17 protein-coding genes, 1 tRNA gene and 2 pseudogenes are annotated in these 23,475 nt (G+C 58.4%); 11 read left to right on the top strand and 9 right to left on the bottom strand.

The features are described 5' to 3' along the window. Positions 1 to 46: 46 nt before the first annotated feature. The 3 genes from DR88_RS02870 to zapB all read right to left on the bottom strand — a co-directional run bounded on the left by DR88_RS02870 (position 47) and on the right by zapB (position 2,366). Complete coding sequence (locus DR88_RS02870; protein ID WP_004173892.1) at positions 47 to 811, bottom strand: CDP-diacylglycerol diphosphatase; 765 nt, start codon at positions 809 to 811, stop codon at positions 47 to 49. A 168-nt stretch (positions 812 to 979) separates the two neighbouring features. Next, positions 980 to 1,969 carry a sulfate ABC transporter substrate-binding protein gene (locus tag DR88_RS02865; RefSeq protein WP_004150221.1) on the bottom strand — a complete coding sequence of 330 codons (990 nt, stop codon included), beginning with the start codon at positions 1,967 to 1,969 and terminating at the stop codon, positions 980 to 982. A gap of 151 nt (positions 1,970 to 2,120) precedes the next feature. Continuing rightward, entirely contained in the window at positions 2,121 to 2,366 is a 246-nt protein-coding gene (zapB, locus tag DR88_RS02860; RefSeq protein ID WP_004150222.1) for a septal ring assembly protein ZapB, read from the bottom strand. Positions 2,367 to 2,808: 442 nt separating this feature from the next. Here zapB and DR88_RS02855 point away from each other — a divergent pair, with 442 nt between their 5' ends. After that, positions 2,809 to 3,660 carry an MIP/aquaporin family protein gene (locus DR88_RS02855; protein WP_002922941.1) on the top strand — a complete coding sequence of 284 codons (852 nt, stop codon included), beginning with the start codon at positions 2,809 to 2,811 and terminating at the stop codon, positions 3,658 to 3,660. 21 nt (positions 3,661 to 3,681) lie between these two features. After that, on the top strand, positions 3,682 to 5,193 hold the full coding sequence (gene glpK, locus DR88_RS02850) for a glycerol kinase GlpK (RefSeq protein WP_002922944.1): 1,512 nt from the start codon (positions 3,682 to 3,684) through the stop codon (positions 5,191 to 5,193). 114 nt (positions 5,194 to 5,307) lie between these two features. Here the strand turns inward: glpK and gltS are convergent. Then, positions 5,308 to 6,511 (bottom strand): annotated as a pseudogene (gene gltS / locus DR88_RS0126720) (sodium/glutamate symporter). 284 nt (positions 6,512 to 6,795) lie between these two features. On the opposite strand from gltS, the gene DR88_RS02845 reads away from it, so the two are divergent. The 4 genes from DR88_RS02845 (at position 6,796) to DR88_RS02830 (ending at position 13,240) form a co-directional block, all read left to right on the top strand. Further along, positions 6,796 to 8,187 carry a nucleobase:cation symporter-2 family protein gene (locus tag DR88_RS02845; RefSeq protein WP_004150226.1) on the top strand — a complete coding sequence of 464 codons (1,392 nt, stop codon included), beginning with the start codon at positions 6,796 to 6,798 and terminating at the stop codon, positions 8,185 to 8,187. Positions 8,188 to 8,327: 140 nt separating this feature from the next. Continuing rightward, a complete protein-coding gene (locus DR88_RS02840) occupies positions 8,328 to 10,043 on the top strand; it encodes an AsmA family protein (RefSeq protein WP_029602560.1) in 1,716 nt (571 codons plus the stop codon). 245 nt (positions 10,044 to 10,288) lie between these two features. After that, positions 10,289 to 11,848, top strand: a complete 1,560-nt coding sequence (locus DR88_RS02835; RefSeq protein WP_002922953.1) for a PTS transporter subunit EIIC — start codon at positions 10,289 to 10,291, stop codon at positions 11,846 to 11,848. 12 nt (positions 11,849 to 11,860) lie between these two features. Continuing rightward, complete coding sequence (locus DR88_RS02830; protein WP_004150228.1) at positions 11,861 to 13,240, top strand: family 4 glycosyl hydrolase; 1,380 nt, start codon at positions 11,861 to 11,863, stop codon at positions 13,238 to 13,240. A gap of 46 nt (positions 13,241 to 13,286) precedes the next feature. On the opposite strand, the gene DR88_RS02825 is transcribed toward DR88_RS02830, so the two are convergent. From DR88_RS02825 to DR88_RS02815, 3 genes are all read right to left on the bottom strand, one after another. Beyond that, positions 13,287 to 14,009, bottom strand: coding sequence for a MurR/RpiR family transcriptional regulator (locus DR88_RS02825; protein ID WP_004173889.1), 723 nt, complete (start codon positions 14,007 to 14,009; stop codon positions 13,287 to 13,289). Between the two features lie 155 nt (positions 14,010 to 14,164). After that, positions 14,165 to 16,483: an alpha-xylosidase gene (gene yicI / locus DR88_RS02820; protein WP_004150229.1), complete on the bottom strand. Its 2,319-nt coding sequence runs from the start codon at positions 16,481 to 16,483 to the stop codon at positions 14,165 to 14,167. Positions 16,484 to 16,495: 12 nt separating this feature from the next. Then, positions 16,496 to 17,890, bottom strand: coding sequence for a glycoside-pentoside-hexuronide family transporter (locus tag DR88_RS02815; RefSeq protein ID WP_004150230.1), 1,395 nt, complete (start codon positions 17,888 to 17,890; stop codon positions 16,496 to 16,498). A gap of 292 nt (positions 17,891 to 18,182) precedes the next feature. On the opposite strand from DR88_RS02815, the gene DR88_RS02810 reads away from it, so the two are divergent. From DR88_RS02810 to DR88_RS02795, 4 genes are all read left to right on the top strand, one after another. Then, positions 18,183 to 18,277: transfer RNA gene (locus tag DR88_RS02810), tRNA-Sec, on the top strand. Positions 18,278 to 18,443: 166 nt separating this feature from the next. Next, the gene (locus DR88_RS02805; RefSeq protein ID WP_002922963.1) at positions 18,444 to 18,911 is read left to right on the top strand and encodes a DUF3237 domain-containing protein; all 468 of its coding nucleotides are present in this window, start codon (positions 18,444 to 18,446) and stop codon (positions 18,909 to 18,911) included. A gap of 112 nt (positions 18,912 to 19,023) precedes the next feature. Further along, on the top strand, positions 19,024 to 20,031 hold the full coding sequence (locus DR88_RS02800) for a zinc-binding alcohol dehydrogenase family protein (RefSeq protein ID WP_002922964.1): 1,008 nt from the start codon (positions 19,024 to 19,026) through the stop codon (positions 20,029 to 20,031). A 1-nt stretch (position 20,032) separates the two neighbouring features. Continuing rightward, the gene (locus DR88_RS02795; RefSeq protein ID WP_002922965.1) at positions 20,033 to 20,323 is read left to right on the top strand and encodes a putative quinol monooxygenase; all 291 of its coding nucleotides are present in this window, start codon (positions 20,033 to 20,035) and stop codon (positions 20,321 to 20,323) included. A gap of 50 nt (positions 20,324 to 20,373) precedes the next feature. Here the strand turns inward: DR88_RS02795 and DR88_RS0126730 are convergent. Continuing rightward, positions 20,374 to 21,082 (bottom strand): annotated as a pseudogene (locus tag DR88_RS0126730) (winged helix-turn-helix transcriptional regulator). A gap of 372 nt (positions 21,083 to 21,454) precedes the next feature. Between DR88_RS0126730 and DR88_RS02790 the strand changes: the two are divergent. Next, on the top strand, positions 21,455 to 22,504 hold the full coding sequence (locus DR88_RS02790; RefSeq protein WP_004150232.1) for an NAD(P)-dependent alcohol dehydrogenase: 1,050 nt from the start codon (positions 21,455 to 21,457) through the stop codon (positions 22,502 to 22,504). Here the strand turns inward: DR88_RS02790 and DR88_RS02785 are convergent. Beyond that, a complete protein-coding gene (locus DR88_RS02785; RefSeq protein WP_004145010.1) occupies positions 22,501 to 23,454 on the bottom strand; it encodes a GlxA family transcriptional regulator in 954 nt (317 codons plus the stop codon). The two genes, DR88_RS02790 and DR88_RS02785, sit on opposite strands and share 4 nt — an antisense overlap. Positions 23,455 to 23,475 lie beyond the last annotated feature (21 nt).

The raw sequence follows: 23,475 nt of genomic DNA on the forward strand, positions 1-23,475 counted from the left end.
TTTTCAGCAAGAATACGACGACAGGTAAGACAGGTAAACGCCAGAACTAGTGGTTTGCGTTAAGGATGGCGCAGCGATGATCCTGAATTTCTTCCGCTGAAGCCCGGTTCAGGGTCAGCAGGTTACGCTCCGTCGCCAGCAGCACCAGCGAGCCGTCGCTCTGTTGCGCCATTGCCAGCGCGAAGCGTCCCATATGTTCACGCGCCTCCGGCACCTCTTCCGCCAGCATCAGGAACGGGCTACGCTGGGCCAGCTCCGCCTCCGTCACCCGGCGCGCCAGGTATTCGTGGCCCTGAAGCCCGCCCGGTAGCGGCAGCCAGCGGCTGCTGATCGCTGCGGCATCCTTATCTAACTGCGCGCGCACATCGGGGCGCAGGCAGGAGATATGAATATGGAAATGGTTTTGCGTACGTCCACTGCGCGAGTTGATCGCCAGCGATACCGCGTTATCAGGAACCGGCGCGCCGTGGCGCTGGCTCATGATTTCACGCCCCTGCCAGGCCTGCCAGAAAAAGTTCGGCGTCAACGGATCCAGCAGCAGCGGGCTTTCGGTGCCGTTGATGCGGTAGGTCGGCATCAGCAAATATTGCAGCGGGCCGTTACGGTCTTTAAACAGCACATAGCCGCCCTTGAGGTTCACTTCCGCGCACGGCGACGGGTTTTGCTGCTGTTGCTGATGGGGTACGCACTGCTGCAGGACAATCTTGCGTAATGCGTCCGGGTTGCCAGAGTGCAGCCAGTAGTAGCCGCCCGCCAGCGCCGCGAGGATCGCCACCAGCAGCGCCAGCAAAAAGTATCTTACTCTTCTCATTTTCATTCCCTGTTAAGCCTGAAGCGGAAGAGTAGCGTAATTTGATGACTAAATGAAAACAGATGGTGGACGGGGCGTTATCCCGGGTAGCGGCTGACGCCTTACCCGGGCTACGCACCGCGCAAAACTGTAGCCCTGCTAAGCGTAGCGCAAGCAGGGACAAGAGAATTAACGCTGGCTAATCTGGTCGAAGGTGCCGCCGTTGGAGAAGTGCTCTTTCTGCGCTTTCGTCCAGCCGCCGAACTCCTGATCGATGGTAAACAGCTTCAGTTTCGGGAATTCGTTAGCATATTTCTTCGCCACATTCGGATCGCGCGGGCGGTAGAAGTTCTTCGCCGCAATCTCCTGGCCTTCCGGCGAGTAGAGATACTTCAGGTACGCTTCCGCCACCTGACGCGTGCCTTTCTTATCCACCACTTTGTCGACCACCGAGACGGTCGGCTCAGCCAGAATCGACTCACTCGGGGTCACGATTTCAAACTTGTCTTTGCCCAGTTCGTTGGTCGCCAGCAGCGCTTCATTTTCCCAGGCGATCAGCACATCGCCGATGCCGCGTTCTACGAAGGTATTGGTCGAACCGCGCGCGCCGGAGTCCAGCACTTCCACGTTTTTATACAGCGCCTTGACGAATTCCTGGGCTTTCGCCTGGTCGCCGTGATTCTGATGCAGAGCATAGCCCCAGGCCGCCAGGTAGTTCCAGCGGGCGCCGCCGGAGCTTTTCGGGTTCGGGGTAATGACCGACACACCCGGTTTGATCAGATCGTTCCAGTCATGGATCTGTTTCGGATTGCCCTTGCGGACGAGGAACACGATGGTGGAGGTATACGGCGCGGAGTTATCCGGCAGGCGTTTCAGCCAGTTTTTATCGATGCGGCCGCGTTCGGCAATAGCGTCGACATCGTAGGCCAGCGCCAGCGTGACCACATCCGCTTCAATACCGTTAATCACCGAGGTCGCCTGTTTGCCAGAGCCACCATGCGACTGGCGGATCACCACGTTGTCGCTGGTCTCCTGCTTCCAGTGTGCGCTAAACGCTTTGTTGTACTGTTCGTACAGCTCGCGCGTTGGATCATAAGATACGTTTAATAGCTGAATGTCTTTTGCCAGAACGCTGGCGGATGCCAGCAACAGAGTTAACCCTACGCCCCACTTATTCATCGCACCGCTCTCTTTATGTGTGTTGTGATGGGTTAAGCGTGCCAGAAAGCGATTCAATGATTAAAGAATAAAAAAAGATTGGCTATAACTTGCGGATATAAAGACGCGAGTAAGGATGACCCCCTCCCGGGCGGGAGAGGGCGCGAAGCGATTAGACTTCTTCCATGCGACCCAGCAGCGCCTGCAGACGTTCCTGCCAGCCCTGCTGCTGCTCTTTCAGCTGGCTGTTTTCGCGCTCCAGCTCTTCACGACCATGCTGCGCGCTCTGAACTTCCTGCACCAGGGTGTTGTTCTTTTCTTTCAGCTCTTCGATTTCCATCTGCAACAGAGTGATGGTATCAATCGCCTGCTGAACCTTAGATTCTAATTTCTCAAACACTTCTAATGACATCGTCATACCTCTCCTGAACTTGCAAGGCGTTGATAGAAACTCGTGTTTCGTATACGCGGTCCCGCCTTAACGAAAATTAGCGCACATAGCGGTGTTATCGTCGATTGTATGAATCCCCGCCGCCCCTGTCCAGCGGCAAGCCGCGTAGATTGCGGTTTGCAACACTTTTCAGTCTTTACCTGGTGCTTTCAGCGCAGTTCGCTCGTAGTTCATGGGTCAATGTTAATTTTATGGTTAACAAAATGCGTGGTGAAACGCTCCGGCAGCGCACTCGATGCGCGCAAATGGCGCGAAAACGCTCATTTTCTTGACGAGGCACACACATTTGAAGTTCGATATTTCTCGTTTTTGCTCGTTAACGATAAATTAACACTATGCCTACATGGCAATATGGTCGTCTGTGACCACCCTACATACAATAATCATCACCACGCTTCAGGATTCGATTATGAGCCAAACATCAACCTTAAAAGGCCAGTGCATCGCAGAGTTCCTCGGTACCGGGTTGTTGATCTTTTTCGGCGTTGGGTGCGTGGCTGCGCTCAAGGTCGCGGGAGCCAGCTTCGGACAATGGGAAATCAGCATCATCTGGGGTCTGGGCGTCGCCATGGCGATCTACCTGACCGCCGGGGTCTCCGGTGCGCACCTTAACCCAGCGGTGACTATCGCGCTGTGGCTGTTCGCCTGCTTCGAAGGCCGCAAAGTGGTTCCTTTTATTATTTCGCAATTCGCTGGCGCCTTTTGCGCTGCGGCATTAGTTTACGGGCTTTACTACAATCTTTTCCTCGATTATGAAACCACCCACCATATGATTCGCGGCAGCGTGGAAAGCCTCGATCTGGCCGGCATTTTCTCCACTTACCCGAACCCGCACATCAATTTTGTGCAGGCCTTCGCGGTAGAGATGGTGATTACCGCTATCCTGATGGGCGTCATCCTGGCGCTGACCGACGATGGCAACGGCATACCGCGCGGCCCGCTGGCCCCTCTGCTGATTGGCCTGCTGATTGCGGTGATTGGCGCCTCCATGGGACCGCTGACCGGCTTCGCCATGAACCCGGCGCGTGACATCGGCCCGAAAGCCTTCGCCTGGCTGGCGGGGTGGGGTGACGTCGCCTTCACCGGCGGCAAAGATATTCCTTATTTCCTGGTGCCGCTGTGCGCACCGGTGGTCGGCGCGGCGCTGGGCGCATTCAGCTATCGTAAGCTGATTGGCCGTCACCTGCCTTGCGACACCTGCGTGGAGGAAGAGCAACAGAGCCCCTCCTCTTCCACCGCTCAACATAAAGCTTCGCTGTAATCTGACTACGGGACACCGACTATGACCGACAAAAAATATATCGTTGCGCTTGACCAGGGCACTACCAGCTCCCGGGCCGTTGTGATGGATCATGATGCCAATATCGTCAGCGTCTCCCAGCGAGAATTTGAACAAATTTATCCTAAGCCAGGCTGGGTCGAACACGACCCGATGGAAATCTGGGCTTCCCAAAGCTCGACGCTGGTCGAAGCGCTGGCCAAAGCGGATATCAACTCCGATCAGATCGCGGCCATCGGCATCACCAATCAGCGTGAGACCGTGGTGGTGTGGGAGCGAGAGACCGGTAAACCCATCTACAACGCTATCGTCTGGCAGTGCCGCCGTACCGCGGAGATCTGCGAGCAGCTCAAGCGTGACGGGATGGAAGAGTATATCCGCAAGGCCACAGGCCTGGTGGTGGACCCGTACTTCTCCGGCACCAAGGTGAAATGGATCCTCGACCATGTCGAAGGTTCCCGTGAGCGTGCGAAGCGCGGCGAGCTGCTGTTCGGCACCGTTGACACCTGGCTTATCTGGAAGATGACCCAGGGCCGCGTGCACGTCACCGACTACACCAACGCCTCACGTACCATGCTGTTCAACATTCACGACCTCGACTGGGACGACAAGATGCTCGACGCGCTGGACATTCCGCGCGCCATGCTGCCGGAAGTGCGCAAGTCTTCCGAAGTGTACGGCCAGACCAACATCGGTGGTAAAGGCGGGACCCGTATTCCTATCGCCGGGATCGCCGGTGACCAGCAGGCGGCCCTGTTCGGCCAGCTGTGCGTCAAGGAAGGGATGGCGAAAAACACCTACGGCACCGGCTGCTTTATGCTGATGAATACCGGCGAAAAAGCGGTCACCTCCACCCACGGTCTGCTGACCACCATCGCCTGCGGCCCGCGCGGCGAGGTGAACTACGCTCTGGAAGGGGCGGTGTTTATGGCCGGCGCGTCTATTCAGTGGCTGCGCGACGAGATGAAGCTCATCAGCGATGCCTTCGACTCCGAGTATTTCGCCACCAAAGTGAAGGATACCAACGGCGTATACGTGGTACCCGCGTTCACCGGTCTTGGCGCACCGTACTGGGACCCGTATGCCCGCGGCGCGATTTTCGGCCTCACCCGCGGCGTGAACTCCAACCACATTATCCGTGCGACGCTGGAGTCCATCGCCTTTCAGACCCGCGACGTGCTGGAAGCGATGCAGGCTGACTCCGGCATTCGTCTGCACGCCCTGCGCGTAGACGGCGGCGCGGTGGCTAACAACTTCCTGATGCAGTTCCAGTCCGATATCCTCGGCACCCGTGTCGAGCGTCCGGAAGTACGCGAAGTGACGGCGCTGGGCGCGGCCTATCTGGCCGGTCTGGCGGTCGGTTTCTGGCAGAATCTGGATGAACTGCAGGAGAAAGCGGTGATTGAGCGCGAATTCCGCCCGGGTATTGAAACTACTGAGCGTAACTATCGTTACAGCGGCTGGAAGAAAGCGGTGAAACGCGCGTTAGCGTGGGAAGAGCACGACGAAGCGTAAGATTGTGAAGTTATTCCCGGCTTGCGGCGTAAACGCCTTAGCCGGGCTACAAAACCCCAAACAGCACGATCTTGTAGCCCGGACAGGTGCGCAGCACCGCCTCCGGGTTTTTTATCAGCCAAATATCGGCAGCAGCAGGTACAGCTTAATCACCAGCGCGTTGACGATATCGATAAAGAACGCCCCCACCATCGGCACGACCAGGAAGGCCATATGCGATGGCCCGAAACGGTCGGTAATCGCCTGCATATTGGCGATCGCCGTCGGCGTTGCCCCCAGGCCAAACCCGCAATGCCCGGCTGCCAGCACCGCGGCATCGTAGTTTTTGCCCATCATCCGATAGGTGACGAACACCGCATACAGCGCCATCGCCAGCGCCTGCACCGCCAGGATAATAATCATCGGCAGCGCCAGCGAGGCCAACTCCCACAGCTTGAGGCTCATCAGCGCCATGGCGAGGAACAGCGACAGGCTGACGTTGCCCAACACCGATACCGCGCGATCGAACACCCGATACAACCCCGCCAGCGCCAGGCTGTTGCTGAGGATCACGCCGATAAACAGCACGCAGACGAAGATCGGCAGCTCGAAGACGCTCCCCGCCAGCAGTTGCGCAACCACCTTGCCCAGCGTCAGACAGATGGCGATCAGGGCGATACTTTCGATCAGCACCAGCGAGGTGATCACCCGCCCCACGTCTGGCTTTTCAAAGGCGGTTGGCGCCACCTGATCGTCCGGTGTCCCGTCCGGTGAGGAAGAGTGCTTCACCAGATAACGCGCCACCGGGCCGCCGATCAGGCCGCCCAGCACCAGGCCGAAAGTCGCGCAGGCCATCGCCACCTCGGTGGCGTTGGCAAAACCGTAGCGCTCAACGAACAGCTTACTCCACGCCGCCCCGGTGCCGTGGCCGCCGGATAAGGTAATCGACCCGGCCAGCAGACCCATTAGCGGATCCAGCCCCAGCAGCGTCGCCATGCCGATACCGAGGGCGTTCTGCAGCAGCAGCAGGCCAACCACCACGATCAGGAAAGTGCCCAAGCACCTTGCCGCCGGCCCGCAGGCTGGCGAGGTTGGCGTTAAGACCGATGGTGGCGAAGAACGCCAGCATCAGCGGATCTTTCAGACTCATATCGAAATCAATTTCGATATCCATGCTTTTTTTCAGCGCCAGCAGCGCCAGCGCCACCAGCAGACCGCCGGCAACGGGTTCAGGAATAGTGTATTTCTTAAGGAAGGGAACGGTTTGTACGAGTTTTCTGCCGAGTAACAGCACGAGCGTTGCGGCAACGAGCGTCGATAAGGTATCGAGATGAAACATAAAAAGCTCCTTATGGGCGCATGATCCATTCACACGCGACGATATTCCTGGTGTCTTTAGCTTCTCATCATGAGGAGTCAGAGGGGGATTTTACGCAGAACGGCGGAAAAATTGACAGAAAAAGATATTTTGTATCCTTAATGATGCGATTTAGCATACAAAATGTTAATTACCTCGTTGCGCATATTCACGGTATAAATTTTTATGAGCAAACGCTGGCAAACGTTTGCTTTTGGTCTACAGTCCGATAAAATTCCCGCTTTGCCACCTTGGGATTGCTTGTGATGTCCGTTAACACCGCAGAGTCAGAAAATGCGCAACCGGTTGCGCATAAACCAGCCAGCGAATTAATCTACCGCCTCGAAGATCGCCCGCCGCTACCGCAAACCCTGTTCGCCGCCTTCCAGCACCTGCTGGCGATGTTTGTCGCGGTGATCACCCCGGCGCTGTTAATCTGCCAGGCTCTCGGTCTCCCGGCGCAAGATACCCAACATATCATCAGCATGTCGCTGTTCGCCTCCGGCGTCGCCTCTATTATTCAGATCAAAGCCTGGGGCCCGGTCGGCTCCGGACTGCTCTCCATCCAGGGCACCAGCTTCAACTTTGTCGCCCCGCTGATCATGGGCGGTACCGCCTTGAAAACCGGCGGCGCCGACGTCCCCACCATGATGGCCGCCCTCTTCGGCACCCTGATGCTGGCCAGCTGCACCGAAATGGTCCTCTCCCGGGTCCTGCACCTGGCGCGCCGTATCATTACCCCGCTGGTTTCCGGCGTGGTGGTGATGATTATCGGCCTGTCGCTGATTCAGGTCGGACTGACTTCCATCGGCGGCGGCTACGCGGCGATGGCCGACCACACCTTTGGTGCGCCGAAAAATCTGCTGCTGGCGGGTATCGTGCTGGCGCTGATTATTATCCTCAACCGCCAGCGCAACCCGTACCTGCGCATCGCCTCGCTAGTGATTGCCATGGCTGCCGGTTATCTGGCGGCGTGGTTCCTCGATATGCTGCCAGCCAACACCGCCCCGACCAACAGCAGCCTCATCACCGTCCCGACGCCGCTCTATTATGGCCTCGGCATCGACTGGAGTCTGCTGCTGCCCCTGATGCTGGTGTTTATGATCACCTCCCTGGAAACCATCGGCGATATCACCGCCACCTCCGACGTCTCCGAACAGCCGGTCTCGGGTCCGCTGTATATGAAGCGCCTGAAAGGCGGCGTGCTGGCTAACGGCCTGAACTCCTTCGTTTCCGCGGTCTTCAACACCTTCCCGAACTCCTGCTTCGGCCAGAACAACGGCGTGATCCAGCTGACCGGGGTCGCCAGCCGCTACGTCGGCTTTGTGGTTGCCCTGATGCTGATCGTCCTCGGCCTGTTCCCGGCGGTGAGCGGCTTTGTCCAGCATATCCCTGAGCCAGTGCTCGGCGGCGCCACGCTGGTGATGTTCGGCACCATCGCCGCGTCCGGCGTGCGCATCGTCTCCCGTGAACCGCTGAACCGTCGGGCGATCCTGATTATCGCTCTGTCGCTGGCGGTAGGCCTCGGCGTGTCGCAGCAGCCGCTGATCCTGCAGTTCGCCCCGGACTGGCTGAAAAACCTGCTTTCCTCCGGGATTGCCGCCGGCGGTATCACGGCGATTGTTCTGAATTTAATTTTCCCGCCAGAAAAGGCGTGATCTCATGCGTTCCCGGTCGCGCATCGGCCGGGACGTCCTCCAACCACCTGCCCCATCACGGAAATAAACCACGCCTGCCTTGAGAAGTGCGCCTAAATCGGGCATAACACGGTGATGTGCATCTCACAGAATGGAAGACCATGAAATTTCTTGGAAAGCTGATTCTCTGGCTGCTAGTCGCTCTGCTGCTCGTCATTATTGGCGCGTGGTTCCTGCTGCAAACCCACTGGGGCGCCCGCCAGGCCAGCGCCTGGCTCAGCAATGGCACCGGCTGGCAGGTCTCCTTCGATGAGATGGAGCACGATTTCTCCTCCCCCCTTCATGTGCAGTTGCGAAACGTCACCTTTGGTCGGGAAGGCAAGCCTGCCACTTTGGTGGCAAAAACGGTCGATATTGGCTTCAGCACCCGCCAGTTTAGCGATCCGCTGCATGCGGATGAGATAGTCCTTAACGACGGCACTCTGAATCTGTCACCCCACTCTGCAGACCTGCCGTTCGCTGCCGACCGGCTGATGTTGCGCAATATGGCTTTCAACAGCCCGGAAACCGGCTGGGCGCTCAGCGCGCAGCGCGTCACCGGCGGCGTCAGCCCATGGACGCCGGAGGCGGGCAATGTGCTGGGGAAAACGGCGCAGATCCAGATGAGCGCGGGCTCGATGACGCTCAATGGCGTCGAAGCCAGCAACGTTCTGATTCAGGGTAAGATTGATCAGGGCGAGGTCACCCTCTCCACCCTCGGCGCCGATGTCGCCCGCGGCACCTTAACCGGCAATGCCAAACGCAGCGCCGATGGCAGCTGGCGGGTGGATAACCTCCAGCTCAACGAGATTCGACTGCAGAGCCCCGCCTCGCTGGCCGAGTTTTTCGCGCCGTTAACCACGGTCCCCTCTCTGCAGATTGGCCGCCTGGACATCACCGACGCCCGCCTGCAGGGACCGGACTGGGCGGTAACCGACCTCGACCTGAGCCTGCGCAACCTGACCCTTAGCCACGGCGGCTGGCAGAGCGAGGACGGCACGCTGTCGATGAACGCCAGCGAATTTATCTACGGTTCGCTGCACTTCTTCGACCCGATCCTCAATGCTGAATTCTCTCCCCAGGGCATTGCGCTGCGCCAGTTCACTTCGCGCTGGGAGGGCGGCATGGTGCGCACCTCCGGCAACTGGCTGCGCGCCGGGAACGCCCTGGTGCTCGACGACACCGCTTTCGCCGGACTGGAGTACACGCTGCCGGCGAACTGGAAACAGCTGTGGATGACGCCGCTGCCAGCCTGGCTGCAAAGCCTGACGCTGAAAAAATTCAGCGCCAGCCGCAATCTGATCATCGATGTGGACCCTGCTTTCCCGTGGCAAATTACCGCCCTCGATGGCTATGGCGGCGAGCTACAGCTGGTGAAAAACGGCAGCTGGGGAGTATGGAACGGCAGCGCGACGCTGAACGCCGCGGCGGCGACTTTCAACCGGATCGACGTGCGCCGCCCATCACTCAAACTGAACGCCACAGCCTCGACGGTCAATATCACTGAGCTTAGCGCCTTCACCGAGCGCGGCATTTTGCAGGCCACCGCCGCGGTATCCCAGCTGCCGCAGCGCCAGGTCAATCTGAGCTTCAGCGGCCGCGGCGTGCCGCTGAATATTCTGCAGGCCTGGGGCTGGCCGTCGCTACCTATAAGCGGGGATGGCAATCTCCAGCTGACCGCCAGCGGCAGCGTGCAGGCCGATGCCCCGCTCAAACCGACGGTCAACGGGCAGCTCAGCGCCGTGAATATGGAGAAACAGCAGGTGGCGCAAATCATGCGCAACGGCGAGGTCAGCCCCGCCCCCGCCGCGCCAGCGCCCACTCCCGTCACCCCATAGCGATGCCCATTCCCTCTCCTCTATGGGGAGAGGGATTGCTTCCCGGCAAAACTCCACTCTGACAACTCTCTCCCTTTCAGGGAGAGAGTTGGGGTGCGAGTCCTGAAACCTGTGTGCAATACGCGGCTATCTGTACCTATTTAGCGCAACAGGTTCCTTTCAAATATCAGAGTTGCTATAACCAAATCACTGGAAGTCGATAAAAAACCGCTCCCTGTACCTACAAAAATATAAAAGGATCAATCATGCCTGAAATACGTCAGCGTATTCTGGAGAATATGCAAAAATTCTCCCGGGCCATGATCGGCGCCGTATTGTTCTTGCCGGTCATTGGCTTAATTCTGGCCCTCAGTTCAGTATTAACTAATCCGACATTAATTGCTGAAACCAGTTTCTTACATCAGCTTGGGCAAATGCTCGGCGACACCTTTTGGCCTTTATTTGGCAACCTCGGCTTATTATTTTGCGTCGGCATCAGCTATGGCCTGGCAAAGGATAAAAAAACCGAAGTCGCACTGGTTTCAGTGATGTGCTTTATTATGTTTCTTGGCGCCAACCACTCCTGGCTGGAACACACCCATGGACTCGCCGAAAAAATTAACGGTGAATATTATGGCACCGGGCAAACCCAGCTGCTGGGCTTTGTGGTGGTGGATATGGGCGTTTTCCTGGGCATTATTCTCGGCTGCACGATTGCGTGGGTGCACAATAAAGTCTCTGCCATTGAGCTGCCTGGCGCGCTGTCGATGTACGGCGGCGCCAAGCTGACGCTGGTGGCGATGACGCCGGTGGTTATCTTCTACGCCATCGCCTTTACCTGGATTTGGCCCTTTATGACCCACGGCATCTCCGCCCTCACCGGTTTTATGAAAAATGCCGGGGTCGCCGGGGTCTTCGTCTATGGTTTCTTTGAAAAATTCCTTATCCCCACCGGCCTGCACCATTTCGTCTGGTCCCCCTTCCAGCTCACCCAGATTGGCGGCACGCTGAACGTGGATGGTCAGGTGGTCTCCGGCACCCAGGCCATTTTCCTCGCCTATATGCGCCATCCCGACCTGACGCCGGTCATGAACGACGCATTACGTTTTTCGCAGCAAGGGATGACCACTATCTTTGGCCTGGCGGGCGCCTCGCTGGCGTTCTACCACACCGCGAAACCGGAGAAGAAAGCGATGGCGAAGGCGATTCTGCTGCCGGCGATTATCACCTCGATGCTGACCGGCATCACCGAGCCGATTGAGTTCACCTTCTTATTTGTCTCACCGCTGCTGTGGGTGATCCACGCGACGTTAACCGCCGCCTCGCAGGCCATTTGCGACATCTTCACCGTACGTCCCTGGGGAGCATCGGGCCTGATCGAGTTTCTGATCTATAACCTGCCGCTGCCGGTCTCCTTAACGCGCTGGCCGGGCTATGTCCTTATCGGTATCGGCCAGTTCGCCGTCTACTACGTGATTTTCCGCACCCTGGTGGTGAAGCTGAACCTGAAAACGCCGGGCCGGGAAGATGACGAGAACGTGAAGCTTTACAGCAAAGCAGAGTACCGCCAGAAAGTCGCGCAACCGCAGTCGGTCACCGATGACATTATCCGCGGCCTCGGGGGCAAGGAGAATATTCTCTCCGTCGATAATTGTTTTACTCGCCTGCGCGTGGCCGTGCGCGATATGGCGCGGGTTGATGACACGCAATTAAAAAATACCGGCGCCAACGGCGTCGTACGCAATCGAAATGAAGTTCAGGTTATTTATGGCGTCAAAGTGGGACAGGTACGTTCCCGGGTTGATAACTGGTTAGCAGAAAATTAATGAGGAGTATTTATGAAATTAACCGTATTAGGCGGGGGCGGCGTTCGCTCTGCATTTTTAGCGAAATCTCTGGCCTATAACGCTCACCGCATTGGTTTAACAGAAGTCGTTTTTCTCGATAACTCTGCTGATAATCTGGCGATATTTGGCGAAATTGCCCGCTATGTATTTAATACCATTCGCCCGGATATTCAGTTTAGTACCACCACCGACCCGGTCGCAGCGCTGCAGGACGCCAACTATATCATTACCACCCTGCGGGTTGGCGGCGATGAAAGCCGCATTCGCGACGAACGTATTGCGCTTGAGCATAACACTCTCGGCCAGGAGACCACCGGCGCCGGCGGTTTCGCGATGGCCATGCGCTCGATCCCGGCGATCCTTCGCTATTGCCGGCTGATCGAAGAACATGCCGCCGAAGACGCCATTCTGTTTAACTTTACCAACCCGTCAGGTCTGGTGACGGAAGCGATTATTAAGTCCGGCTTTAAGCGCCGGGTCTATGGGATCTGCGATGCCCCCTCCGAGCTGATTCGTGAACTGCCGGCGATCCTTGGCTGTGAGGAGCGCGACCTCAGCGTGGAATGCTATGGGCTGAACCATTTCTCCTGGTTTACCCACTTCACCGTCCGTGGGGAAGAGGTGACCGAACGGCTGATCGCCAGCCCGGAACTGTACCAGAAGACGGCGATGCAGTACTTCTCCCCGGAGCTGGTACGGCTTTGTGATAATCAGCTCCTCAATGAATATCTCTATTATTACTACTATCGCGACGAGGCGCTGAAGGCGATTCAGGGGGCCGGCGAGACGCGCGGAGAGCAGATCGCCCGCATCAATCAGGAGATGCGCGAGGCACTGCGCACCGTGGATGCCAGAACGCAACCGGAGGCCGCCTTCACCATCTGGATGCAGCATTACCTACGCCGGGAAAACAGCTATATGCAGAACGAATCCCGGCAGGAGAAATTCCACACCCGCGAACCGCTGACGCTGCGCCAGTTTATCGAAGAGCCGGACACCGGCGGCTATGCCGGAGTGGCGCTGGATATCCTGGAAGCGGTGAACAGCACCACCACCAAGCGGATCGTGGTGTCGATCCAGAATAATGGCACGCTCGATTTTTTACGCCCGGACGACGTGATCGAGATCAGCTGCGACCTGAGCCGGGATGGCCTCAAGCCGGTGACGCCGGTGAAGGTGCCGACAGCGCAGAAGAATATGATTGCCTGCGTGAAGGAGTATGAGCGGCTGGCGGTGGCGGCGATCCTGCAGCAGGATAAATCGCTGGCGGTGCGGGCGCTGATGGCGCACCCGCTGATCGGTTCCTATTCGCTGGCGAAAACCCTGGTCGAAGCCTACCTCGACGATGAGCAGTTCGCCGCCTGGCGGTAATCCGCTGCCGATGGGATTCCCCCGCTCGCACCGCGCTTAGCGGGGGCTAACTATTGCTACGTAGACTGGTAAACCACATCTTCAATAGTCGCTCAAAGCCTAAGATGCAGTAGCCGAAAAACGGGTTGCTCCAGTAAATATCATCATCGAACTTCTGCGGGTCGTGAATAATAAACGCCGTATCCGCGGCCTGCGCCAGCGGGCTTTGGTAGTCGCCGGTAAAGCAGACCAGATTAATCTCCTTCCCCTCCAGGGCCTTAACCCAGTTGAGCGCCGAGCTGCTGCGCCCGGATTTAGAAATGATCCAGATGGAGTCGAAGCAGGCGGCGTTTTTCTGTTCGAGGATTTCGTAATCGGGCCACAGCGCCAGGCTGGCATTCACGCCGGTGACGAGAAACTTGTTGTAAATATACTGGGCGATCAGCTGTGAAAAGCCGCTGCCGTGGATCAGGATGCGCTGCTGTTTAAGGCTTGCCAGCAGCGGCGTCAGCGCTTCTTCCGGCTGAACGCTCATGTAGTCGATATCGTTGGTGACATCGAGCTTCGGCATGGTGATATTGAACTTGATGAAATAGACCAGCTCCAGCCAGCCGCTGAACTTCAGTTTCTTTGCCAGCCGGACCAGGGAAGAGGGGTTGCTGTAGCACTGTTCGGCCACAGCGCGAACTCCCTGGCGGATACACTGCTCCGGGTCGTTCTGAATAAAGCGCAGCACGGTCATTTCCGTTTTGCTTAGCTTCACGTCACGAAAGATATTTTCTACGTCCATGGCGGGCTCCTCTCAGCGGCAGAATACGCTAACACCGTTCGACAACCGCGTCTGCGGCCTGAGTCACCACTATGAAATGAACGTTACTTTTTGTACAAAAATGGAATAAAAAAACCCTCTCCGCCTGGCGAAGAGGGCTGCTGCTGTTAACCTATTTACAACGTAATCGTCAGCGTATTGCCCTCGGCGCTCACCACCACCCCCCATTCGCTACCGGTCTGCGTACCGCCCTGCACGCCCGCGACCTGCGGGATATTGCGCAGGCACAGCGTCCAGCCGCGGGCCTCGCCTTCGCCGCTCACAGCGATGGCGTTGCCCTGGCGCCTGGCCTTCAGGGTGAAGATCGTCGAGCCGTCTGCCGCCGGAACGTCACAGCGTGCCTCGCGTCCATCCTCAAGGTGGAACAGCTGGAAGGCGGTGCCCTCATGCCAGGCGTAATCCGGCTTCTGGTCATTGTTGCCCAGCGCCAGCAGGGTGTTGTCGCGAACGTAGACCGGCAGGCTCAGCGCATCGTGATGCTGCTTATGCCAGCGGCTACCCGGCAATTCATCGTTATGCCACAGATGCGTCCAGTGCCCTTCCGGCAGATAAAACTGCACTTCGCCGGCCTCGGAGAACACCGGCGCCACCAGGACCGAATCGCCCAGCATATACTGGCGGTCGAGATAGTCGCAGGCCGGATCGTCCGGAAACTCGAGCATCATCGCGCGCAGCATTGGCGTGCCGCACTCGTTGGCCAGCGCCGCCTGACGATAGAGATACGGCATCATGCGGCATTTCAGCTGCGTGAAGTGGCGCACCACGTCGCAGGACTCGTCATCGTAGGCCCATGGCACCCGATAGGATTTGCTGCCGTGCAGCCGGCTGTGGCTGGAGAGCAGGCCGAAGGCGCACCAGCGCTTGTAGACGTGGGCCGGTGCGGTGTTTTCGAAACCGCCGATATCGTGACTCCAGAAACCAAAGCCGGACATGCCGATCGACAGCCCGCCGCGCAGGCTTTCCGCCATCGATTCGTAGTTGGCGTAGCAGTCGCCGCCCCAGTGCACCGGGAACTGCTGCGCGCCCACCGAGGCGGAGCGGGCGAACAGCACCGCCTCCTGCTCGCCGACGGTCTCTTTCAGCACCTTCCACACCAGCTCGTTATAGATGAAGGCGTAGTGGTTGTGCATTTTCTGCGGATCGGAACCATCAAACCACTGGACGTCGGTCGGGATACGCTCGCCAAAGTCGGTCTTGAAGCAATCGACCCCCATCGCCACCAGGCCTTTTAGTTTGTCAGCGTACCACTGGCGGGCTTCCGGATTGGTGAAGTCATAAATCGCCAGCCCCGGCTGCCACTTATCCCACTGCCACAGCGAACCGTCCGGACGCTTCAGCAGATAACCCTTCTCTTTCAGCTCTTTGAACACCGGCGAGCGCTGACCGATGTACGGGTTGATCCACACGCAGACCTTCAGCCCTTTCGCCTTCAGGCGCTTGATCATCCCTTCCGGGTCCGGGAAAGTTAGCGGATCCCATTCAAAATCGCACCACTGGAAGGCCTTCATCCAGAAGCAGTCGAAGTGGAAGACGTGCAGCGGCAGATGGCGCTCAGCCATGCCGTCGATAAAGCTATTCACCGTCGCTTCGTCATAGTTAGTGGTGAACGAGGTCGTCAGCCACAGACCAAACGACCATGCCGGCGGCAGCGCCGGGCGGCCGGTGAACTGCGTATAGCGGTTAAGCACCGCTTTCGGCGTCGGGCCGTCGATGACGAAGTACTCGAGGTATTCGCCTTCAACGCTGAACTGGACTTTAGAGACTTTCTCCGAGCCCACCTCGAAGGAGACGCGCTGCGGATGGTTGACCAGCACGCCGTAGCCGCGGTTGGTCAGATAGAACGGGATATTTTTGTAGGATTGCTCGGTGCTGGTGCCGCCGTCCTCGTTCCAGGTTTCTACCGTCTGGCCGTTGCGCACCAGGGCGGTAAAGCGCTCGCCGAGGCCGTAGACGGTTTCGCCGACGCCGAGGTCGAGGCGCTCAAACATGTAGTTGCGCTGGGTCTTACTATCCTGCACGTAGCCGTTGTTTTTTAGCTGGCTACCGGTGATACGCAGGCCGTCGCGCAGAAAATCCAGCCCCCAGAATTCGCCTTTAGTCACCCGCACGCTGAGGCTGCCGCTTTTCAGCTCGGCGAACCCGGCCGTATTTTCTATTTCGACATGGACGTCTTTCTGCACGTTCAGCGGATAGTGCGGGCCGTTATCCAGCGCGCCCTGGAAGTGCTCCATACGCACGCCGATTATCCCTTCCTGCGGCGAGAAAAAGCGCAGGGTGAACAATGGCGTATCCAGCTGCCAGGCGCGTTCGCGGACATCGCGCGGCGCGGCATAGACCACCATTTCACTCCCCTGCTGCTCCACCTCGTAAACCTGTACGGGTTGGATCAGGTTGAGCCCTGGTTGAATGAGCCAGTTTCCATCACTGATTTTCATTAAAACGTCCTCTTAGTTTTGCCATTCTTTGTCGATCGGGGCGGCGGTGAAATCTTGTTCGTTGCGACGCGCGCCCTCGGCCAGCTCGGCCATCATTTTTTTCAGGAACGGCGTTTTCAGCGTGTAGTAGCGTTTGGCGATCACCGCGCTCAGCAGGTAGCACACCGCCGGAACGAGGGTGAACAAGGCGATAATGATGGTGAGGGTGGCGCTGTTCTGGGTTTTAGCGGCGGCGTCATAGCCGCCGCCGGCCAGCATCCAGCCGATCAGCGCGCCGCCCAGCGCCAGCCCTAACTTGAGCACAAACAGGGTACCGGCGAAGCTGATGCCGGTCAGGCGTTTGCCGTTACACCATTCGCCGTAGTCGACGGTGTCGGACATCATTACCCACTGGATTGGCGTCACCAGCTGGTGCAGTACGCCAATGATGAAGATAAAGACAAACATGGTGATTTCGGCGTCCATCGGTACGAAGAACATCGCCACGCTGAGCACCGCCAGGAGGGCGTTGGTCCACCAGAAGACGCTGACTTTGCATTTCCAGTCGGTCAGCGGTTTCGCCAGCGCCGAGCCAATCAGGTTGCCGACGCAGTAGGTCGTGAGGAAGGCGGTGAACAGCGCCGCCGAGCCCATGATCCAGGTGGTGTAATACATCATCGCGCCGCCGCGAACGCAGACCGCGAGGATATTGAGGATGGTGAGCACGCCGACCACCCGCCACTGGTCATTGCGCCAGATATCGCGCAGGTCTTCACGCATCGAGGTACTGCTCGGCGGCGCTTCAACACGCTCTTTGGTGGTAAAGAAGCAGAAGGCCAGCATCAGGAAGGCGATCACCGACAGCACCGCGATGCCCCCCTGGAAGCCGAGCGCTTTGTCTTCGCCGCCGATAAAGTTGACCAGCGGCATCATCAGCACGGTGGAGAGCATGCCCCCCGCCGTCGCCAGCACGAAGCGCCAGGACTGCAGCGAAATGCGCTGCGTCGGGTTGTCGGTGATCACGCCGCCCAGCGCGCAGTAAGGGATATTCACCACGGTGTAGAGCAGGGTCAGCAGCGTGTAGGTCACGGCGGCGTAGATCAGCTTGCCGTTGTGGCTTAAATCCGGCGAGCTGTAGGCCAGCACGCAGACGAGGCCGAACGGGATAGCGCCGAAGAGGATCCATGGGCGGAACTTACCCCAGCGGCTGCGGGTACGGTCGGCAAGCAGACCCATACACGGGTCGGAAATCGCGTCCAGCGCGCGCGCCAGCAGGAACATGGTGCCGACAAAGCCGGCGGGGATACCAAAAATATCGGTGTAAAAAAACATCATGTACAACATGACGTTATCAAAAATAATGTGGCTGGCGGCATCACCCATGCCATAACCAATTTTCTCTTTGACGGACAAAATGTGATCTTTCATATGCGCACTATTCCCTTAGCGGCACCGAGGGTTGGTACCGGTTACGGTTTTTGTAAACCTTTGCCGCACTAAGATGAATTGCGATATCTCGTTATCAGATTACGTTTCTTGTTTTCTGTGATCGTGGTAGGGAATCAGGGAGTGAAAAAGTGTAACTCACGGATTTTGTGAGGATTTGTCCAGGACTGTTCTGTAAAGTCCAGTTTTAACAGTAAAAAAGTGCGTTTAGGTATGTGGTAAACGGCTGAAAGTAGCTATAATGCGCCCCGCCTCCATGTAGCAATCGAGGCGCGGAAGATCGTCATCTCCGGTGAGGTGGCTGGACTTCAAATCCAGTTGGGGCCGCCAGCGGTCCCGGGCAGGTTCAACTCCTGTGATCTTCCGCCAGTTTGCCCCTGCTCCCCCACAGCCACTCCCTACCAACCTGAGCCCCCCAAACTCATCATCCCAGCCAATCATTTTCATCCAAACCCTGCGTTATTTTGTCTCTCGCAAACCCGTTACACTGGCGCGGTGGCCGCGTGCCGTTACCAACCGAAACAGGAGAGCCATAATGACCCCCGAACTCAGACACTGTTTTTCCATTACCATCCAGGTTGATAAACCGATAATCGTCTCCCGCAGCCCGCAGACCGGTAAGCGCCAGCTGATCCCGATTGTCGGCGGCAGCGTCTCGGGTCAACTTCGCGGTCACGTATTACCCGGCGGCGTCGACAGCCAGATAATCGAACCCGACGGCACCTGCAGGCTGTCCGCCCGCTATGCCCTGCAGGTGGCGGAAGGCACGGTCTATGTGGAAAACAATGGCATCCGCCGGGTGCCGGCCCAGTATCATGACCAGCTTTTCGCCGACGATATGCGCTTTTTTAGCGATATTCCGCCTGAAGCCATCTATTTTCGCACCGTGCCCACCTTTGAGGTGGATGCTCCCGCGCTCAGCTGGCTAACCACCTCGCTGTTTATCTGCGCCGGTGGCCGGACCCAGGATGGGGTGATGCTCGACTTCTATCAGGTGGGCTGATTTTCACTTTCTGCATATAACTGTTATTGCCGTTAGCCCGTTTTTCCCCTCCCGGCAGCGGTCTACGATGGCTCCATCTTTTCATTCACCCGAATCACAGACCGGAGCAGTTATGAAAGCTATCGCCATTACTCAAGCCGCCGCTGACGGCAACAACATCCCTTCTTTAACCGAGATCGACCTGCCGATCCCCACCGCCCACGGGCGTGATCTGCTGGTCGCTGTGAAGGCTATCTCGGTCAATCCGGTAGACACCAAAGTGCGCGCCGGCTTTCAGGGCGACACGCCGCGGGTGCTGGGCTGGGACGCCGTTGGCGTGGTGCAGTCCGTCGGTGAGGAAGTGACGCTGTTCGCGCCCGGGGACGAGGTCTGGTACGCCGGCGCGCTGGGCCGGGCCGGCAGCAACAGTGAATATCAGCTGGTGGATGAGCGCCTGGTGGCGCACAAACCGCGCACCCTCGATAATGCCTCCGCCGCCGCGCTGCCGCTGACGGCGATCACCGCCTGGGAGCTGCTGTTTCACCGTCTCGGCGTTGAGGAAGGCGGCAATGCGGGCGACACGCTGCTAATCGTCGGCGCGGCGGGCGGCGTGGGGTCTATCCTGACCCAGCTGGCCAGTAAACTGACCGCCATGACGGTGATCGGCACCGCCTCGCGTCCCGAGAGCCAGCAGTGGGTCCGCGAGGCGGGCGCGCACCATGTGATCGATCACAGCAAGCCGCTCGCCGACGAGCTGGCGCGCATTGGTATCACGTCGGTAACCCATGTCGCCAGCCTGACCAATACCGAGCAGCACTTCAACGCGCTGATCGACGCCCTCGCCCCGCAGGGCAAGCTGGCGCTGATTGATGACCCGGAGACCCTGGACGTGGTGCCGCTGAAGGCCAAAAGCCTGTCCCTGCACTGGGAATTTATGTTCACCCGTTCAATGTTTGAGACGGATGATATGATCGCCCAGCATCAGCTGCTCACCCGCGTGGCGGCGCTGATCGACAACCACACTATCAAAACCACCCTTGGCGAACACTACGGCGCCATCACCGCCGCCAATCTGCAGAAAGCGCATCGCCAGCTGGAAACCGGACGCGCCGTCGGCAAGATCGTGCTGGAGGGGTTTTAAGATGATATCGCTTATCGCCGTGCTCAAGGCGAAACCGGGCCAAACGGACGCCCTGCGTCAGGCCCTGCAGGCGCTGCTCCTGCCGACGAGACAGGAGCCGGGCAACCTCGACTATGCCCTGTTTCAGCTGCGCGACGCGCCGGACACCTTCTATATGCGCGAGGCGTGGCAGGGACAGGACGCCCTCGATGCCCATGTCGCGATGCCCTATTTTCAGGCGTTTATGACGCAGATGGAGTCTCTGCTGGCTGAGCCGCTGCGGCTGGACTTTCTGACGCCGGTTGAGCCTTAGCCCACCGGCTGACGAGGGGTGGGAAAATCACGCCCCTCCGCCGCGCGGGTTTAAAAGTGGGCGGGAAGCGTGCGGGTTATCTTTTCCAGCACCCCGCGATGGACCGTAATGTAACCACCTTTGCGCAGCTCTGCCAGAATCGACATAACACGGCTGCGCGACAGGTTGGTGCGGCGCTGTATGGCGCTGTATAAAGCTTAACGCATTAATTTGGCGACGATACTCCTCCGGGTAGTCCGCCAGCTCTGTTAGCAGGGTTCGCACCATCAGATAAGAATCCACCCCCATCATCTCCTGCGAACGCATGCTCAACACCATCAGCCGCTGCGCCAGAACATGGGCCATCTCCTGCCACAGGTTTTGCGCATTGAGGATCTCGACCGCGGCCTGGTGTCCTATCCAGCGTCCGCGCAAATCTGTCTCAGCAAACAGAGAGCAGTGGTGTTTTTCCGGAATACCGTTAAAGACGCCGTAACCATCGATTAATCCCAATAGCGAAGGGGCAAATATCGTTGATATCACCATGTTGTTTTCCGCATGGCATAGCGAGGCAATCCCCTCTTCGAGCAGAATTAATCCGGATTCAGCCTGGGTCGGCGGAAAACGATAATAGGTCGATCGCGGCAGCGCAAAGGGTGAGCTGGCGGGCAGGAACGCAGATAACAGGGATTCCACCGCGAATAACGGCTTTGTCTGTCTTCCGTAGTAAAAAGACGGTAACGCCTGGTCAGTAGAGAGGCTGGCTGCAGGGATCGACATGGTTTTTATGCCATCAGGTCAGGTTGAAAAAGTGATTCGTTGAGAATAATAGTATCAACAGGTGAAATAACGAATAAAAGACAAGACGTTACGGGGATAAAAAGAGTGTAAGCATCATTATCTGCAATAACTATTTATCTCTATTCTACAGGAATAAATAATACTATATGCCGTAAATACCTATAAGGCTTAGCGGCGATAAAGATAAGGCCATCTTATTATTTACTGCGCTGGTTAAGGCCGCGCCTGAGGGTTTCTCTACCGCTTTCCCCCTCGCATCTCGGCCAGTCCAGGCTACGCTTATCGATGCCACTGACCACCCGCATTCCCCTCCCGTTCTATTGAGTCCATTCATCAAGAAGAGGTTTCGCTATGCTGATCAACGCTATTGGTACCTACTCCGCCAGCCAGCCGCTGGAATCAATGGCCATCACCCGCCGCGACCCGGGGCCGCAGGATGTACAGATCGCCATCGCTTACTGCGGCGTCTGCCACTCCGATCTCCACCAGGCGCGATCGGAATGGGCGGGAACGCTGTATCCCTGCGTGCCGGGGCATGAAATTGTGGGTCGGGTGACCGCGGTCGGCAACGCCGTCTCGCGCTACGCCGTCGGCGATCTGGTGGGCGTCGGCTGTATGGTCGATAGCTGTCAACAGTGCGAAGAGTGCGCTGAGGGACTGGAGAACTACTGCGACCATATGGTGCTGACCTATAACGGCCCGACCCAGGACGCGCCGGGACACACGCTTGGCGGTTATTCACAGCAGATCGTGGTCAATGAACGCTACGTGCTGCGGATAACCCATCCCGAAGAGCAGCTGGCCGCCGTCGCGCCGCTGCTGTGCGCCGGGATCACGACATACTCGCCGCTGCGCCACTGGCACGTCGGGCCGGGTAAAAAAGTCGGCGTGGTCGGCATCGGCGGCCTCGGGCATATGGGGATCAAGTTGGCCCACGCCATGGGGGCCCACGTGGTGGCCTTTACCACCTCCGAATCCAAGCGTAATGCGGCCAGAGCGCTGGGCGCCGATGACGTAGTGGTGTCGCGCAATGAAGACGAAATGGCGGCCCACGTCAAAAGCTTCGATTTCATCCTCAACACCGTGGCGGCGCCGCACAATCTCGATGCCTTCACCACGCTGCTGAAACGTGATGGCACCATGACGCTGGTTGGCGCCCCGGCCACGCCGCATCCGTCGCCGGAAGTGTTCAATCTGATCTTCCGCCGCCGGTCGATTGCCGGCTCGATGATCGGCGGTATTCCGGAAACTCAGGAGATGCTCGACTTCTGCGCCGAACACGGCATCGTCGCCGATATCGAACTGATCCGCGGCGATGAGATCAACGAAGCCTGGGAAAGAATGGTCAAGGGTGACGTGAAATACCGCTTCGTGATCGACAGTGCGACCCTCGCCGGCTAAGCGCCGCGACGAAAGGTACGCCGCCATTCCGTCGGGCTGACGCCAAAGCGCGCTTTAAACTGCTGGCGCCAGGTGACCGCTGAAAGATAGCCCACCGCCTCCGCCACCTGCTCGACCGGCAGATCGCCCGCCTCAAGCAGAGTCTGGCTGCGGCGCAGACGTTCGGCGGTCAGCCAGTCGGTAATGCTCATCCCGGTTGCCCGGGCGAAGTGGCGGGTCAGGGTACGGCGGCTCATCGCCACCACCCGGGCCAGCGAATCGAGACTGTGCGGCTCGGCAATATGCTGCTGCAGATAATCCAGCAGGCAGTTGATTCGCGCATCGCGGGTGTTTTTCGGCACCGGCTGGGCGATAAACTGCGCCTGGCCGCCCTCGCGGTGCGGCGAAACAATCATCCGCCGGGCGATCTGGTTGGCCGCGAGGCTGCCGAAACGCTGGCGGATGATGTAGAGGCAACAGTCCAGCGCCGCCGCGGTGCCCGCCGAAGTAATGATCCGCTGGTCGTCGACGTACAGGGCGTTGATATCCAGCTGCACCTGCGGAAACCGGCGCTGGAAATCCTGCTCGAACTCCCAGTGAGTCGCCGCTCGCCTGCCGTCCAGCAGCCCGGCGTAGCCGAGGACGAACGCGCCGAGGCACAGGCCGACAATCTCCGCGCCGTTATCCCGGGCCCGCACCAGGCTATCAAGCAGCGCCTGCGGCGGACGTCGATCGACCTCGCCCCAGTAAGGCACCACCACGATATCCGCCTGTTCCAGCGCGGCATAATCGCCGGTGGCGTACAGCGCAAAACCATCGCGGGCGCGCAGCAGCCCCGGCCGCTCGGCGCAAATGTGCAGATTAAAGCGTTTGATTTCCGAAACCGAATCGCCAAACAGCATGCAGGGGACGGCGTAGTGAAACGGGCTAAAGCCCTCTACAGCGACAATCGCCACGTCGGTGAGTTTCATCGTCCCTTCCCCTTACGCATG

The organism is Klebsiella pneumoniae (assembly GCF_000742135.1).
Taxonomy (GTDB): Bacteria; Pseudomonadota; Gammaproteobacteria; order Enterobacterales; family Enterobacteriaceae; genus Klebsiella; species Klebsiella pneumoniae.

What these genes read in the sequence shown, in the direction of transcription:
- DR88_RS02785 (WP_004145010.1), bottom strand. Translation starts at nt 23,454, where the DNA reads ATGAAACTCACCGACGTGGCGATTGTCGCTGTAGAGGGCTTTAGCCCG.
- DR88_RS02845 (WP_004150226.1), top strand. Translation starts at nt 6,796, where the DNA reads ATGTCCGTTAACACCGCAGAGTCAGAAAATGCGCAACCGGTTGCGCAT.
- DR88_RS02825 (WP_004173889.1), bottom strand. Translation starts at nt 14,009, where the DNA reads ATGGACGTAGAAAATATCTTTCGTGACGTGAAGCTAAGCAAAACGGAA.
- DR88_RS02870 (WP_004173892.1), bottom strand. Translation starts at nt 811, where the DNA reads ATGAGAAGAGTAAGATACTTTTTGCTGGCGCTGCTGGTGGCGATCCTC.
- zapB (WP_004150222.1), bottom strand. Translation starts at nt 2,366, where the DNA reads ATGACGATGTCATTAGAAGTGTTTGAGAAATTAGAATCTAAGGTTCAG.
- DR88_RS02865 (WP_004150221.1), bottom strand. Translation starts at nt 1,969, where the DNA reads ATGAATAAGTGGGGCGTAGGGTTAACTCTGTTGCTGGCATCCGCCAGC.
- DR88_RS02800 (WP_002922964.1), top strand. Translation starts at nt 19,024, where the DNA reads ATGAAAGCTATCGCCATTACTCAAGCCGCCGCTGACGGCAACAACATC.
- DR88_RS02790 (WP_004150232.1), top strand. Translation starts at nt 21,455, where the DNA reads ATGCTGATCAACGCTATTGGTACCTACTCCGCCAGCCAGCCGCTGGAA.
- DR88_RS02835 (WP_002922953.1), top strand. Translation starts at nt 10,289, where the DNA reads ATGCCTGAAATACGTCAGCGTATTCTGGAGAATATGCAAAAATTCTCC.
- glpK (WP_002922944.1), top strand. Translation starts at nt 3,682, where the DNA reads ATGACCGACAAAAAATATATCGTTGCGCTTGACCAGGGCACTACCAGC.
- DR88_RS02830 (WP_004150228.1), top strand. Translation starts at nt 11,861, where the DNA reads ATGAAATTAACCGTATTAGGCGGGGGCGGCGTTCGCTCTGCATTTTTA.
- DR88_RS02855 (WP_002922941.1), top strand. Translation starts at nt 2,809, where the DNA reads ATGAGCCAAACATCAACCTTAAAAGGCCAGTGCATCGCAGAGTTCCTC.
- DR88_RS02805 (WP_002922963.1), top strand. Translation starts at nt 18,444, where the DNA reads ATGACCCCCGAACTCAGACACTGTTTTTCCATTACCATCCAGGTTGAT.
- DR88_RS02815 (WP_004150230.1), bottom strand. Translation starts at nt 17,890, where the DNA reads ATGAAAGATCACATTTTGTCCGTCAAAGAGAAAATTGGTTATGGCATG.
- DR88_RS02795 (WP_002922965.1), top strand. Translation starts at nt 20,033, where the DNA reads ATGATATCGCTTATCGCCGTGCTCAAGGCGAAACCGGGCCAAACGGAC.
- yicI (WP_004150229.1), bottom strand. Translation starts at nt 16,483, where the DNA reads ATGAAAATCAGTGATGGAAACTGGCTCATTCAACCAGGGCTCAACCTG.
- DR88_RS02840 (WP_029602560.1), top strand. Translation starts at nt 8,328, where the DNA reads ATGAAATTTCTTGGAAAGCTGATTCTCTGGCTGCTAGTCGCTCTGCTG.